The organism is Variovorax jilinensis, assembly GCF_030316885.1.
GTDB lineage: Bacteria > Pseudomonadota > Gammaproteobacteria > Burkholderiales > Burkholderiaceae_C > Variovorax > Variovorax jilinensis.
This window is the reverse complement of the sequence record NZ_JASZYQ010000001.1, coordinates 45883-60419: the sequence shown is the minus strand read 5'-3', so window position 1 is coordinate 60419 and position 14537 is coordinate 45883. Positions and strand designations below refer to the sequence as shown.

Here is a 14537-nt window from a genome sequence, read left to right as displayed (position 1 = left end):
TTGAGGACACGATGAGCGACGACCCGCACTACCAGGCCACGGAAGATGCCCACACGGGCCCGATCAAGAATCCCAAGCAGCTCCTGCTCGCGGTATTTTTCTCGTTCATTGCCCCGATCTTCATCATCTTCGGCCTCGTGGCGTACGTGGTCTCGGGCACCCGACCTTCGGGCACCGAACAGGGCGAAGGCATGGCGCTGTACGGCGTCTCGAAGGACACGCGCGACCGCGATGTCGCCGAGCGGCTCAAGAAGGTGGGCTCGATCGAGATCCGCGACGCCAACCGCCCGCTGGCGACCGGCGAGGCCGTGTTCAAGGCCCAATGCGTGGCCTGCCACGGCGCACCGGGCATCCCGGGCGCGCCGCACCAGGGCGACGTCGGCGCCTGGGGCCCGCGTCTGGGTCAGGGCTACGCAACCCTGCTCGAGCATGCACTGAAGGGCAAGGGCGCGATGCCGGCACAGGGCGGCGGCGACTTCGACGACATCGAGATCGGTCGCGCGGTGGTGTTCCTCGCGAATGCCGGCGGCGCCAGCTTCCCGGTGCCGGATCGTCCGGCCGCCGCTGCGGCGCCCGAAGGCACGGCATCCGCTGCTGCCGCAGCACCGGCCGCCCCCAAGTAAGGCCGCACGGCCTTCCGCACCAAAGCCCGCTCGCGCGGGCTTTTTTGTGGGCGACGGTTCGAGCGCCGCTCAGCGGGCGGGGGCGGGCGCAGACTGGCCGTGGCCCGGCGGCGGCTGGCCCGCGGCCGGACTCGGCACGTAGCCGAAGCGGGCCGGCAGGTCGGCGGCACGGACTTCCTCGGGCACCCACCGGCCCTGCTCGATCGCATCGGCCGCGAGGCCGACGTCCTGCGTGTGGACCAGGCCCAGGCCGAGGCCGGTCACCAGGTAGAGCTTGCCGTCTTCGTCGAGCAGGCAGGCCGAGGGCTCGACCGCCCGGCCGTCGTGGGCGCTGACCGAGTGGTCGTCGGCGATGCGCCAGACCCAGGGTGCGACCTCGAGTTCGACATAGACACGCTGCGGGCCGTTCTGGAAGAACCACTGGCCGCGCTCGTCGTGCTCGTAGTTGCGCTGGATGAAGTCGATCAGCTTGTCGTGCCGCAGCTGCGAGCCCTTGGCCTCGGCGAAGGGGCCCATGGCCTGGGTCCGGTCGTCGCGCATGAACCAGTTGCCGCGCGCATCGAGGCCGAGCCAGCCGTAGCAGTGCGGCACGTTGGGCCATTTGGCGAGGGCCTGCTTGACGATGTCATCCATGGCGATATTTTGCTCCCCCCAGGTTGGCTCACTTCGTGTAGCCGCCCACCCCTTGCCGGGGGCAACACCAGCGGCCCGGCAAGGCCGGTTCCGCGGTGTTTCCCGAAGACGGGCCTCGCTTCGCCGGCCCGCTCGATCAGCCGAGCCCGTCGAGCCAGTCGACCACGCGCTCGGGCATGCCGCGCACATGGCCCGGCGGCGCGCCGAGCGGAAAGCCGACATGCCCGCCATGGGCCGGCTGCCACAGCGTCACGTGATCGCCGACGTCGGCCTGGCGCGGCAGGCTGCTGGCCGGCACGAAGGGGTCGTTGGCTGCGTTCACCACCAGCGACGGAATCCGGATGCGGTGCAGGTGCGGCTTGGCCGAGCCGCGGGACCAATAGTCGTCGGTGTCGCGAAAACCGTGCAGCGGCGCCGTGAAGACGTTGTCGAAGGCATGCAGATCGCGCGCGGCGAGCAGCGCCTCGCGGTCGAACAGTCCCGGATGCTGCGCCAGCTTGGCCAGCGCCTTGGGCTTCATGGTCGCGAGGAACATGCGCGTGTAGACCAACCGGTTGAAGCCGCGCCCGATGGCGGCGCCGCCGGCCGCCAGGTCGAGCGGCGCCGAGATCGAGGCGGCAGCGCGCACCTGGCGCGACGCCTGTTCGCCCGACTCCTCGACCCATCGCATCAGCGCGTTGCCGCCGAGCGAGACGCCGACCGCGTACATCGGCGGCGCATGGCCCGGCGCCGCCGCCTCGCGCCGTTCGTGCAGGCGCGAGAGGATCCAGCCGATCTCCTCGAAATCGCCCGAATGGTAGGCCCGCGGCCCGAGGTTCAGCTCGCCGCTGCAGCCGCGGAAATGCGGCACCGCGTAGTCCCAGCCGCGCGCATGCGCGAAGGCCCCGAACACCTCGGCATAGTGGCTGCGCGACGACCCCTCGAGCCCATGGAACAGCACCAGCAGCGGCCTGGCGACCTCGGCACCGGGCGCATCGAGGAAGTCGACGTCGATGAAGTCGGCGTCGGGGGTGGACCAGCGCTCGCGCCGGTAGGCCGGCAGCGGCGCCTCGGCCCGCCGGCCGTAGAGCGCGGGCCAGATGGTCTGCAGGTTGCCGCCGGGCAGCCAGCGGGGCGCGACGTAGTCGGGCGGCATCGCGTTGCTCAATGCAGGGTCTGCGGCGCCTCGCCCGTGTCGCCGGGCTCCTGGGCGCTGCCGGGGCTCGCATGGTGCGCGACCATGCGCCAGCCCTGCGCGGTACGGTGGTAGACGTTGGTCGCCAGCACGAAGGCATGGCGCGGACCCTCGGCCGTGAGCACGTCGATGCGCTCGAGCACGTTGTGCACCGCGCTGGCGAGCGACTCGACCTTGCGCACGCGCGCCGGCGTGGCCTGGATGCTGCCGTTGCCGAACATGTGCTCGAAGGCGGCGCGGATGGCCTCGGTGCCGACCAGCCTCGGACCGCCCGGATGCACGCAGAAGACTTCTTCCTCGTCGGCCCAGCAGTCCATCAGGGCGTCGATATCGCCGCGCTGCAGCGCTTCGTAGAAGGCGGCCTCGACCTCGTCGGCGGTGCCGCCGACGGTGCTGGCGCGGAGTTTGGCTTTGGTGGACATGGAAGGGTTCTGCCGGAGGTTGCGATTTTGCCTCGGCCGCGAGTGCTCAGTGCACCGGCGCGACCCAGCCCTGCACCACGGCGCGCATCTCGCCCTGGGTGGCGCGCCACACCAGTTCGGGTGCCGCCACATGGACGCCGGGCGGCGCAAGCCGCAGCGCCACGTCGATCAGCTCGGCCACCTTCGAGGCCCGCACCGGCTGCTCGCTGGTCGGCACCATGAAGCGCGCGATCGACAGCATCCAGGCCGCGAGCCGCTCGAGCGGATTGGCGAAGCGTTGCGGGCCGGGCTTGCGCGCCGAACGCACCAGCAGCACGCGCTCGAAGCCCAGCGCCACCACGGCCTGCTCGTCGAGGCTCGCCAGGCCGTGCTTGAGGGCTTCGGGCAGGCGACCCTGGTCGTGCGGCTGCACCACGGCCAGCGTGCGCACGCCGCAGGCACGCAGCCAGCCGGCCAGCGCAGGCAGCTGCGCGGGCTCGGGCGTCCACAGCGCGCGTTCGCGGTCGTAGTAGAGGCGCGGCGGCTCGAACAGCACGAGTGCGGTATCGGCCGCCACCAGTGGCCACCCGGCGATCGGTGCGACGGCCGGTGTCAGCACGGTCTCGACGCCGCGCAGGCCGTCACGGATCGGCTCGCGCGCCAGCACGTAGGTGTGGTCGTAGCGATGTCGGCCGGCCAGGCGGCGCACCAGCTCGTGGCCGAGCGCACCCGTGGCGCCCGCGATCAGCAGCGCGCCACGAGTGGCGCCGGGCGCGGTGGCGGCGTCCGGATGCAGGCCCGGCCGTCGGCCGGCGGCGGCCTGCAGTGCCTGTAGGGGGTCGAGCGCCATCCATCTATGCTACCTTTGCCGACTTCTCAAAGTGAGGGCTGTCCCATGTTGAAACGCTGGCTTCTGATCCTTGTCGCGACGCTTTCGCTCGCGGGCTGCGGCTACAACGACTTCCAGCGCCTCGACGAGGCCAGCAAGTCGGCCTGGAGCGAGGTGCTCAACCAGTACCAGCGGCGCGCCGACCTGGTGCCGAACATCGTCGCCGCGGTCAAGGGCGAAGCGAATTTCGAACAGGAGACCCTGACCAAGGTGATCGACGCGCGCGCCAAGGCGACTTCGATCCAGGTCACGCCCGAGACCCTCAACAATCCCGAGGCCTTCAACCGCTTCCAGCAGGCGCAGAGCGAGCTGTCGGGCGCGCTGTCGCGTCTGATGGCGGTGTCCGAGCGCTATCCCGATCTCAAGGCCAACCAGGCCTTCCGCGACCTGCGCGTGACGCTCGAAGGCACCGAGAACCGCATCACGGTGGCGCGCAACCGCTTCATCCAGACGATCCAGGAATACAACGTGCTGGCCCGCAGCTTTCCCACGATGCTGACCGCCAAGGTGCTGGGCTACCAGCCGAAGCCCAACTTCACGGTCCAGAACGAGGCCCAGATCTCCACGCCGCCGACGGTGGACTTCAGCGCGCCCAAGAAGTAGGCCCGCGCGCGCCCCGCTCCCGATGATCACGGCCGTTCGCCTCCGGCAAGCGCTCGCGGCCCTGTGGCTGACGGCCTTCGCGCTGTTCGGCGCCGAGGCCCAGCCGCTGCTGCCGGTGCCTGCGCTCGAGGCGCGCGTGATCGACCAGACCGGCACCCTGAACGCCGCCCAGCGCGCGGCGCTCGAGGCAAAGCTCGCCGACTTCGAGCAGAAGAAGGGCTCGCAGATCGTGATGCTGATGGTGCCGACCACCCAGCCCGAGGACATCGCGAGCTACGCCAACCGCGTCGGCAACGCCTGGAAGATCGGCCGCAAGGCGGTCGGCGACGGCATCCTCGTGGTGGTCGCCAAGGACGACCGCAAGATGCGCATCGAGGTCGCCAAGACGCTCGAAGGCGCAGTGCCCGACCTGGCGGCCGTGCGCATCATCGACGGCGCGATGAAGCCGCGCTTTCGCGAGAACGACTTCGCGGGCGGCCTCGACGCCGCCGCCGACCAGCTGATCGCACGCGTCAACGGCGAGCCCCTGCCCGAGGTCGACGTGCGCGGCGGCGATTTCGAGGGCGGCCCGCGCGGCGGCCAGGGCTTCGACTGGCAGGACCTCGGCATCTTCCTGTTCATCGCGGTGGCGGTCGGCGGGCCGATCGCACGGCGCGTGCTCGGCAAGGTGCCGGGCTCGCTCGCGCTCGGCGGCTTGACGGGCGTGGTCGTGATGGTGCTCACCTCCAGCCTCGTGGTGGCGGTGCTGGCCGGCCTCGGCGCCCTGCTCTTCACGCTGCTGTCGATGGCCTTCGGCGGCGGGCCGTCGATCGGTCGGCGTGGCGGTGGTGGCGGCTTCGGCGGCGGGCTCGGAGGCGGATTCGGCACCGGCGGCTGGGGTGGCGGATCGTCGCGCGGCGGCGGTGGCGGTTTCGGCTCGGGTGGCGGCGGCAATTTCGGCGGCGGTGGCGCCTCGGGAGACTGGTGACCATGGCAACGCTGTTCGCCCGCTTCGCGCGCCTGTGGCGCCATCGCTGGACCGACGAGGCCGACGTGCGGCGCGCGCTGCCGCCCGATGCCCTCGAGCGCCTCGAGCGCCGCGTGGCGGCCAGCGAGCAGCGCCACACGGGCGAGATCCGGCTGTGCGTCGAAGCCGGCCTGCCCTGGTCCTACCTGCAGCGCGAGGCACCGGCCCGGCAGCGCGCGATCATGCTGTTCGGCAAGCTGCGGGTCTGGGACACCGCGCACAACAACGGCGTGCTGATCTACCTGCTGCTGGCCGAGCATGCGATCGAGATCGTGGCCGACCGCGGCATCGACGCCCACGTGAGCGCCGAGCAATGGGCTGCGATGACCGCCCGCATGGCCGCGGCGTTTCGCGAGGGGCGCTTCGAGGATGGGCTCACGCAGGCGCTCGAGGAAGTCTCGGCGCTGCTGGTCGAGCACTTCCCGCTCGCGCAAGGCGAGCCCGACCGCAACGAGCTGCCCGACGCGCCCGTGGTGCTCTGAGGGCGCTCGGCGTTACGCCCTCGCCCCGAGCTTCTCCCACAGGAAGCTGTAGGCCAGCGCCTCCATGTGCGCGGCCTGCGCGTTGTCGGCTGCGCCGCCGTGGCCACCCTCGATGTTCTCGTAGTAGTCGACCGCCTTGCCGGCCGCGAGCATCAGGGCCGCCATCTTGCGTGCATGCGCGGGATGCACGCGGTCGTCGCGGGTCGAGGTCAGGAACATCACCGGCGGATAGCGGCGCGCCGCATCGAACAGGTGATAGGGCGAGAAGCCGCGCATGAAGGCCCAGTCCGCGGGCAGGTCGGGGTCGCCGTATTCGGCCATCCACGAGGCGCCGGCCAGCAGGTGGTGATAGCGCTGCATGTCGAGCAGCGGCACCTGGACCACCACGGCACCGAACAGCTCGGGATATTGCGTGAGCATGTTGCCCACCAGCAGGCCGCCGTTGCTGCCGCCCTGGATGCCCAGCTGCGGTGCCGAGGTGATGCCGCGCGCCACCAGGTCGCGCGCCACGGCGGCGAAATCCTCGTAGGCACGGGGCCGCTTCTCGCGCAGTGCGCCCTGGTGCCAGCCGGGCCCGTATTCGCCGCCGCCGCGGATGTTGGCGACCACGTAGACGCCGCCGCGGTCGAGCCAGGCGCGGCCCATGGCACCCGAGTATTGGGGCGTGAGGGAAATCTCGAAGCCGCCGTAGCCGTAGAGCAGCGTGGGCGCGCTGCCGTCGAAGGTCAGCGCCTTCGGCCGCACGACGAAGTAAGGCACGCGCGTGCCGTCCAGCGAAGTCGCGAAGTGCTGCTCGATCAGCTGCCGCTCGGCGTCGAAGAAGGCCGGCATGGCCTTGAGCGGCTCGGGCGCCTGGCCGATCTGCGCCAGCGAGAGCGTGGTCGGGCTCAGGTAGTCGGTCGCGGTGAGCCAGACGGCATCGCTCTCGTCGCTGTCGACCGCGCCGACGCCCAGCGTGCCGAAGGCCGGCGCACCGACGAAGGCGCTCGGCGTCCAGCCGCTCGGGCCCGGCGTGAGCACGCTCAGGCGGTTCTTGACGTCGTCGAGCACGTTGAGCACCAGGTGGTGCAGCGTCCAGCTCGCGCCGGCCAGCGAGCGTGTGGCGCTCGGCTCGAACAGCACGTCGAAATCGCGCTCGCCGCGCAGGAAGGCATCGAAGCGAATTGCCAGCAGGGCGCCGGCCGCGTGCGCGCGCCCGCCCGCGACCCAGGGCTCGCGCAGCTCCAGCGTGAGCCATTCGCGATGCACCGACTTGATGGCCGAATCGGGCGCATCGATCCTGGACAGGCTGCCATCGGCATGGCGCAGGTACAGCTCGTCGCGGTAGAAGGCCAGGGTGCGGATCACGAAGTCGCGTTCGAAGCCGGGCGTGTCGTCGTGCACGGCCGACACGATCATGTCGTCGGGCAGGCCTTCGTAGACCACTTCGGCGTCGGCGAGCGAAGTGCCGCGGCGCCATTGCTTGACCACCCGCGGATAGCCCGAGCTCGTGAGGCTGCCGGGACCGAAGTCGGTGCAGACGTAGACCGAGTCGCGGTCGATCCAGCCCATGCCGCCCTTCGACTCGGCGCGAAAGAAGCCGTCCTCGACGAAGCGGCGCTCGACGAGGTCGAACTCGCGCGTGACGTCGGCATCGGCGCCGCCGCGCGACAGCGCGATCAGGCAGCGCCGGTAGTCGGGCCGCAGGCAGTCGGCGCCGTGCCAGACCCAGTTCTCGCCCTCGGCCCGGTTGAGCGCATCGAGGTCGAGCAAGGTCTCCCACTGCGGCTGCGGCTTGCGGTATTCGTCGAGCGTGGTGCGGCGCCAGATGCCGCGCTCGTGTTCGGCATCGCGCCAGAAGTTGTAGAAGTGCGCGCCGACCTTGTGGACGTAGGGAATGCGTGCATCGGAGTCGAGGACCGCACGGATGTCGTCGCGCAGCTGCGCGAAGGCCGGCGTGCTCGCGAGCCGGCCGTCGGTCTCGGCGTTGCGAGCGCGTACCCACGCCAGCGATGCGTCGCCGGCGACGTCCTCGAGCCAGCCATGAGGGTCTTCGGGCGGTGCAGCGGCAGTCATCGTTTCCTTGTCTTTCATTTCTTGCCGGCGTCCAGCAACCGGCGGTTGACCGCATGCGATGCATCGAGCTCGAGCTGAAGCGCGCGCGTGAGCTGCGACATCGTGCGCAGGCGCCGGTTGCCTTCGCGCAGCCGCCGGGCGAGCCCGGCCGACAGCGCCAGCAGCAGCCGCGCAGCCGCCGCCGGATGGGCTGCCACCAGTTCGAGCAGCGCAGCGCGCGACAGCACGCCGAGCTTGACCTCGGTCAGCGTGGTGCAGCTCGCCGAACGCGCGCCGCCATCGATCACGCCCATCTCGCCGATCAGGCCGCCCGGGCCGACGATCGACATCACGACCTCGTCGTTGCCCGATTCGCTCGCGCTCGTGACCACGCGCACCTGCCCGTCGAGCACCAGCGCCAGGTAGTCGTTGTCGACCGCGTCGCCCTCCTCGAACAGCAGGGTGTCGGGCAGCAGGTGCAGCGGGCGCATCGCGTCGACCACGCGCCGCGCCTCGTCGGCGCCGAGTCCGTCGAGCGAGGCCGCGCGCACCAGCAGTTCGATCGCATGGGCGCGCAGGTCGGCGTCCGGGGTCGGGTGTTCGAGATCGTCCATGCCTGATTCTCACCGCAGTCGCAGCGATTCATGCGACAGGCGGCAGAGGCCAGACGGCATCGCCGCCGACCCCGTAGAAGCGGCGGCCGGGCGCCGGCTCGACCTGCCAGCCACCCGTGAATTCGCCGAAGGCCGGCAGGATGAGCTGGGCGCCTTCGTGCACGAAACAAGGCAGCCGCAGGCTGTCGCGGCCGCGCCCGTAGAGCCTGCAGGTCGGGTGCACGTGGCCCGCGAGCACGGCATGCGTCGGATGGTGCTGCGGATGGTGGCAGGCTGCGAAGGGGCCCATCAGATGCGGCTCGTCGACCACCGCGATGCGCAGCGCGGCCGGCGGATCGCCGGCGCGATGGTCGTGGTTGCCGCGCACCAGCGTGCAGGCCAGTGCGGCATGGCGCTCGCGCCAGGCCTCGACCGCGGCGAGCAGGCGCGCGCCGCGGCCGTGCGCCGCATGCAGGAAGTCGCCGAGGAAGACCAGTTCGCGCGGCACGTGGCGCGCGATCAGACCATCGAGGCGGGCGAGGTTCTCTTGCGTGGTGCCGCCCGGGACCGGCTGGCCCAACGCGCGAAAGGCCGCGGCCTTGCCGAGGTGCAGGTCGGCCACGAACAGCGTGCCTGCCCCTGGCCACCACAGCGCGCGCTCGGGCAGCAGTTCGAGCACCTGGCCGGCCAGTTCGATGCGGCAGGCAGCCGGCACCGCAGGCACGCGCGGCAGGGGGTCGTCGATCATGCGTCGCTCCCGGGCGCACCGGCGGCGCTCTCGAACTGCTGCACCATGCGCGCGATGCGGTCGGCCACCTTCTCGTTCGAGAGCTTCTCGCGGAAGCGCTCGACCATCAACGGAAAGGCGAAGGGCGTGGGCCGCTCCAGCGTGCGAAGCACGAGCCGCTGCGCGCGCATGCGCGCGAGGCTGTCGCGCAAGCGGCCGATCTCGAGCTCCTGTGCGAGCAGCTCCTCCTCGGCCTGCAGCAGCAGGCGGTTGGCAGGGTCGTATTTGCGGAACACCTCGTAGAACAGCGAGGACGAGGCCTGCAGCTGCTTGTTGCTGCGCTTCTCGCCCGGATAGCCCTGGAAGATCAGGCCCGAGACGCGCGCAATCTCGCGAAAGCGCCGACGCGCGAGCTCGGTCGCATTGAGCGATTCAAGCACCTCGTGCAGCAACGCGGCGCGTTCGTCGTCGTGCGCCATTGCGTCCTGCGCCTGGGCGTCGTGCCCCGCCACCAGCACCTGCGGCAGCAGCGTGGGCCAGTCGATCTCGGTGGCTGACAGCAGCTCGAAGCCGTAGTCGTTGACCGCGATCGAAAAGGTGCGGGGTTCGTGCCGCGCCACGCGCCAGGCGATCAGGTTCGCGAGACCCAGGTGAACATGCCGGCCCGCGAAGGGATAGAGGAACAGGTGCCAGCCCTCGCGCGTCTTCAGCAGCTCGGCCAGCAGCGTGTCGGGCGTCGGCAGTGCCGACCAGCGTTGCTGGATCTCGAGCAACGGCCGCACGCATTGCAGCTCGGGCGTCTCGTAGCGGCCCTGGTCGGCCAGCGCGAGCTGCTGCACCACGGCGTCGGCCAGCGTGCTCGACAGCGGCATGCGCCCGCCATTCCAGCGCGGCACGGCGGCACGCTTGCCGCTGGCGCGCCGCACCCAGGCCGTCATGTCGTGGATGCGCACCAGCTCGAGCAGGCGGCCGCCGAACAGGAAGGCATCGCCGGGCTTCATGCGCGCCACGAAACCTTCCTCGATGCTGCCGATCCTGGCGCCACCCAGGTACTGCACCGTGATGCTGGCATCGCTCACGATGGTGCCGATGTTCATGCGATGGCGGCGCGCCAGCCGCGCATCGGGCACGCGCCAGACGCCCTCGGCGTCGGGCAGCGCGCGCCGGTAGTCGGGATAGGCGGCGAGCGAGGCGCCGCCCTGCGAGACGAAGTCCAGGCACCACTGCCAGCTCTCGCGCGAAAGCCCGGCGTAGGCTGCGGTGTCGCGCACCTCGTCGTAGAGCGCATCGGCCACGAAGCCGCCGCCGAGCGCCACCGTCACGATGTGCTGCACCAGCACGTCCAGCGGCTGCGCGGGCGTGCTGCGCTCCTCGATGTGGCCGGCCGCGATCGCGGCGCGCGCGGCCGCGCCCTCCACCATCTCGATGCTATGGGTCGGCACCAGCGTGATGCGTGACGGCCGGCCCGGCGCATGGCCCGAGCGGCCGGCACGCTGCAGCAGCCGCGCCACGCCCTTGGGCGAGCCGATCTGCAGCACGCGCTCGACCGGCAGGAAGTCGACGCCGAGGTCCAGGCTCGAGGTGCAGACCACGGCCTTGAGCTCGCCGTTCTTGAGGCCCGCCTCGACCCACTCGCGCACCGCGCGGTCCAGCGAGCCGTGGTGCAGCGCGATGCGTCCGGCCCAGTCGGGTCGCGCCTCGAGCATGGCCTGATACCAGATCTCGGATTGCGACCGCGTGTTCGTGAAGACCAGCGTGGTGCTGCTGGCCTCGACCTGTTCGATCACGCGCGCCAGCATCGTGAGCCCCAGGTGGCCGCCCCACGGAAAGCGTTCGTCCCGGCCCGGCAGCAGCGAGTCGACCCAAAGCTTCTTCGGCACCTGGCCCTGCACCAGCAGGCCGTCGGCACCCGGCCCCAGCAGCGTGTGCATGGCCTGCTGCAGGTTGCCGAGCGTGGCCGACATGCCCCAGACACAGAGCGTCTCGTTCCAGCGCCGCAGCCGCGCCAGCGCGAGCTGCACCTGCACGCCGCGCTTGTTGCCGAGCATCTCGTGCCATTCGTCGACCACCACCAGCCGCAGGTGGCCCAGCACCTCGGCCGCGTCGGCGCGCGCCAGCAGCAGCGAGAGGCTCTCGGGCGTGGTCACGAGCACGGTCGGCAGTCGCTGGTTCTGCGCGCTGCGTTCGGCCGAGCCGGTGTCGCCGCTGCGTGCGCCCGCGCTCCACGGATGCATCTCGGCACCCACGGCATCGATCGCCTGCTGCAGCGCACGCAGCGTGTCGGCCGCGAGCGCGCGCATCGGCGTGAGCCACAGCACCGTGAGCGGCGGCGGCAGTCCGGCGCGCCGGCTCGCGGCGCTTCGTACCTTGCGCGGCGGCTCGCCGAAGGCGCGCAGCGCCCCGAGCCAGACCGCGTAGGTCTTGCCGGCGCCGGTGGTGGCATGAAGCAACCCGGAGCGGCCCTCTGCCATTGCCTTCCATACCTGGCGCTGGAAGGCGAAGGGCTTCCAGCCGCGGGCCGCGAACCAGCCGTCGAGTGCCTGCCGGATCGTCGTCATCCCGCGGGCAGCAGCGCGGCCAGCGTCTGCAGGCTGTCGGCCTCGGCCACCGGCTTGTCCTCGCGCCAGCGCAGCATGCGCGGAAAACGCACCGCAATGCCGCTCTTGTGCCGCGCACTGCGCGCGATGCCCTCGAAGCCGAGCTCGAAGACCAGCGTCGGCTTGACGCTGCGCACCGGGCCGAAGCTCTCGATCGTGGTCTTGCGGATGACTGCGTCGACACGCGCCATCTCGGCATCCGTGAGGCCCGAGTAGGCCTTCGCGAACGGCACCAGCTTGCGCTCCGAGGACTCGGCCGGGCCGTCCCAGACCGCGAAGGTGTAGTCGCTGTAGAGGCTCGCGCGGCGGCCGTGGCCGCGCTGGGCATAGACCAGCACCGCGTCGACCGAGAGCGGATCGATCTTCCACTTCCACCAGGTGCCCACGTCCTTGGTGCGGCCGACGCCGTAGTGCGCCTCGCGCTGCTTGAGCATCATCCCTTCGACGCCCATCGCACGCGCGGCCTCGCGCTGGCGCGCAAGATCGGCCCAGCTCTCGCCCGTCAGCATCGGACTCGCGATCAGCGCGGGATGCCGCACATCGGCGAGCAGCGCGTCGAGCAGCGCACGCCGCTCGCGCTGCGGCATCGCGCGCAGATCGGCGCCCTGCCATTCGAGCAGGTCGTAGGCCAGCAGCACCACCGGAATGTCCTTCAGCAGCTTCGCGCCCAAGGTCTTGCGGCCGATGCGCCGCTGCAGTTCGGCGAAAGGCTGCACGCGGTCCTCGCGCCAGACGACGATCTCGCCGTCGAGCACCGTGCCGTCGGGCAGTGCCTCTCCCATCGCAGCCAGTTCGGGAAAGCGGTCGGTCACGAGTTCCTCGCCGCGCGACCACAGCCACACCTGGCCCGCGCGCTTGACCAGCTGGGCGCGGATGCCGTCCCACTTCCATTCGACGATCCACTGCGCGGGCGCGCCAAGCGCGGCATCGAACTGCGCGAGCGGCAGGCTGAACGGATGCGCGAGGAAGAAGGGATAGGGCTGTCCGTCGGTCTTCTGGTTGCGCTCGCCGCTGCTCTCGGGCGCGATCAGGGCCGCGTAGTCCGCCGGCGTCGGCTGCCCGCTGATGTGGGTGTAGCCCATGAGCCGCTGCGCCACGCGCTTGGGGTCGAGCGCGCCGACCACGGCCAGCGCCTGCGTGACCTGCAGCCGCGAGACGCCGACACGGAAGGCACCGGTGATGAGCTTGAAGTACACCAGCCGCTCGTCGGGCGCGAGCCGGCGCCACTGCGCCCGCAGTGCATCGGGCAGGGCCTCCGGCGGCGTCTTGCGCAGCGGCAGCAGGTGCTGCTCGATCCATTCGGCGAGGCCCATGTCGTGCGTCTCGGTCGATGCCGGCAGCAGCAGCGCGATGGTCTCGGCCAGGTCGCCGACCGCTTCGTAGCTTTCGTCGAAGAGCCACTCGGGCAGGCCTGCGGCCTCCTGCGCCAACAGCCGCAGCAGCTTGGCGGGGACCAGTTGGCGCGGCTTGCCGCCAGCCAGGAAGTACACGGCCCAGGCCGCGTCCGCAGGTGCGGCGTGCTGCAGGTAGCGCTGCAGCGCGGCCTGCTTCGCCAGGCTCGAGGTGGTGGCGTCCAGCTCGCGGTAGAGCGCCGCGAAGGCCTTCATGCGGAAGGCTCCGCGTTCTCGCGGTGGTCGGCTGGCGTCGCGACCGCGGCCGTCGGGGCCGCTTCCTGGTCCTCGTCGCCGTATTCGGTCTTGAAGCCCTGGGCCTCGAGGCCGTTCTCGGTCAGCCAGCGCACCAGCACCGCGACGCTTCCGTGCGTGACGAAGACGCGCTCGGCACCGGTTCCCGCGATGGCCTGCTGCAGGCCCGGCCAGTCGGCGTGGTCGGACATCACGAAGCCGCGGTCGACGCCGCGCCGGCGCCGCGTGCCGCGCAGCTGCATCCAGCCGCTCGCGAAGGCATCCGAATAGTTGCCGAAGCGGCGCATCCAGGGCGTGCCCTGTGCCGACGGCGGCGCCAGCACCAGTGCGCGCCGGAGCAGCGCGGCATCGACACCCGCATCGGTCACGCGCAGGGTCGGCGGCAATGCCACGCCGGCCGCGCGGTAGACGGCGTTCAGCGGTTCCACCGCGCCGTGCACGACGATGGGCCCGATCGATGCATCGACGCCGTGCAGGATGCGCTGCGCCTTGCCGAAGGCATAGCAGAACAGCACCGAGGCGCGGCCCTGATCGGCATTGGCGCGCCACCAGCCGTCGATCTCCGCGAACAGCGCGGCCTGCGTGGGCCAGCGGTAGATCGGCAGGCCGAAGGTCGACTCGGTGATGAAGGTGTCGCAGGGCACCGGCTCGAAGGGCGTGCAGGTGCCGTCGGGTTCGGTCTTGTAATCGCCCGAGGCGACCCAGACACGGCCACCGTGCGCGAGCCGCACCTGGGCCGACCCGAGCACGTGGCCGGCCGGATGCAGCGAGACCTGCACGCCGTTGTGCACGATGGCCTCGCCGTAGCCCAGCGTCTGCAGCGCGATGTCGGCGCCGAGCCGGCTGCGCAGCGTGCCCGCGCTGTCGACGTGGGCGAGGTAGTGGGCGTGGCCGATGCGCGCATGGTCCGAATGCCCGTGCGTGATGACCGCGCGCTCCACCGGCCGCCAGGGGTCGATGTAGAAGTCGCCGGGCGGGCAGTAGAGGCCCTCGGGCCGCGCGACCACGAGATCGCCCGCGGCGCCCGGGGCGCTCGAAGGTTCCGGCGGGGAGTGCGGCGCATCCAGCATGCAGCCGCCATGGTAGGGCGAGGGGCCTGGGAGCGCGCCGTGAAGCGGGCGCGAGCCGC

The 14537-nt window shown here is 71.3% G+C and carries 14 protein-coding genes; 4 read left to right on the top strand and 10 right to left on the bottom strand.

Going from position 1 to position 14537, the window contains the following annotated elements; translation table 11 throughout:
- Positions 1-11: 11 nt before the first annotated feature.
- Positions 12-623 (top strand): c-type cytochrome, encoded by a 612-nt coding sequence (locus tag QTH87_RS00350; RefSeq protein WP_286606048.1) that lies wholly within the window; start codon positions 12-14, stop codon positions 621-623.
- 69 nt (positions 624-692) lie between these two features.
- Here QTH87_RS00350 and QTH87_RS00345 read toward each other — a convergent pair whose 3' ends face one another.
- From QTH87_RS00345 to QTH87_RS00330, 4 genes are all read right to left on the bottom strand, one after another.
- Complete coding sequence (locus tag QTH87_RS00345; RefSeq protein ID WP_286606047.1) at positions 693-1256, bottom strand: DUF2946 family protein; 564 nt, start codon at positions 1254-1256, stop codon at positions 693-695.
- 136 nt (positions 1257-1392) lie between these two features.
- Positions 1393-2391 carry a YheT family hydrolase gene (locus QTH87_RS00340; RefSeq protein ID WP_286607983.1) on the bottom strand — a complete coding sequence of 333 codons (999 nt, stop codon included), beginning with the start codon at positions 2389-2391 and terminating at the stop codon, positions 1393-1395.
- Positions 2392-2399: 8 nt separating this feature from the next.
- Positions 2400-2852, bottom strand: coding sequence for a YybH family protein (locus QTH87_RS00335; protein WP_286606046.1), 453 nt, complete (start codon positions 2850-2852; stop codon positions 2400-2402).
- Positions 2853-2898: 46 nt separating this feature from the next.
- Positions 2899-3681: a hypothetical protein gene (locus tag QTH87_RS00330; RefSeq protein WP_286606045.1), complete on the bottom strand. Its 783-nt coding sequence runs from the start codon at positions 3679-3681 to the stop codon at positions 2899-2901.
- Positions 3682-3726: 45 nt separating this feature from the next.
- Here QTH87_RS00330 and QTH87_RS00325 point away from each other — a divergent pair, with 45 nt between their 5' ends.
- From QTH87_RS00325 to QTH87_RS00315, 3 genes are read left to right on the top strand one after another with little or no spacing between them, the layout of a single operon-like run.
- Positions 3727-4323: a LemA family protein gene (locus QTH87_RS00325; RefSeq protein ID WP_444812730.1), complete on the top strand. Its 597-nt coding sequence runs from the start codon at positions 3727-3729 to the stop codon at positions 4321-4323.
- A 22-nt stretch (positions 4324-4345) separates the two neighbouring features.
- Positions 4346-5290 (top strand): TPM domain-containing protein, encoded by a 945-nt coding sequence (locus QTH87_RS00320; protein WP_286606044.1) that lies wholly within the window; start codon positions 4346-4348, stop codon positions 5288-5290.
- A 2-nt stretch (positions 5291-5292) separates the two neighbouring features.
- Positions 5293-5811: a TPM domain-containing protein gene (locus tag QTH87_RS00315; RefSeq protein WP_286606043.1), complete on the top strand. Its 519-nt coding sequence runs from the start codon at positions 5293-5295 to the stop codon at positions 5809-5811.
- 12 nt (positions 5812-5823) lie between these two features.
- Here QTH87_RS00315 and QTH87_RS00310 read toward each other — a convergent pair whose 3' ends face one another.
- From QTH87_RS00310 to QTH87_RS00285, 6 genes are all read right to left on the bottom strand, one after another.
- Positions 5824-7884, bottom strand: a complete 2061-nt coding sequence (locus tag QTH87_RS00310) for a prolyl oligopeptidase family serine peptidase (protein WP_286606042.1) — start codon at positions 7882-7884, stop codon at positions 5824-5826.
- On the bottom strand, positions 7881-8459 hold the full coding sequence (locus QTH87_RS00305; protein WP_286606041.1) for a cyclic nucleotide-binding domain-containing protein: 579 nt from the start codon (positions 8457-8459) through the stop codon (positions 7881-7883). The genes QTH87_RS00310 and QTH87_RS00305 overlap by 4 nt, the downstream gene beginning before the upstream one ends.
- 28 nt (positions 8460-8487) lie before the next feature.
- Positions 8488-9090 carry a ligase-associated DNA damage response endonuclease PdeM gene (gene pdeM, locus QTH87_RS00300; RefSeq protein WP_444812748.1) on the bottom strand — a complete coding sequence of 201 codons (603 nt, stop codon included), beginning with the start codon at positions 9088-9090 and terminating at the stop codon, positions 8488-8490.
- Between the two features lie 92 nt (positions 9091-9182).
- Complete coding sequence (locus QTH87_RS00295; RefSeq protein WP_286606039.1) at positions 9183-11723, bottom strand: ligase-associated DNA damage response DEXH box helicase; 2541 nt, start codon at positions 11721-11723, stop codon at positions 9183-9185.
- Positions 11720-13369 (bottom strand): ATP-dependent DNA ligase, encoded by a 1650-nt coding sequence (locus QTH87_RS00290; RefSeq protein ID WP_286606038.1) that lies wholly within the window; start codon positions 13367-13369, stop codon positions 11720-11722. Before QTH87_RS00290 ends, QTH87_RS00295 begins: the two co-directional genes overlap by 4 nt.
- Positions 13366-14478: a ligase-associated DNA damage response exonuclease gene (locus QTH87_RS00285; protein ID WP_286606037.1), complete on the bottom strand. Its 1113-nt coding sequence runs from the start codon at positions 14476-14478 to the stop codon at positions 13366-13368. Before QTH87_RS00285 ends, QTH87_RS00290 begins: the two co-directional genes overlap by 4 nt.
- Positions 14479-14537 lie beyond the last annotated feature (59 nt).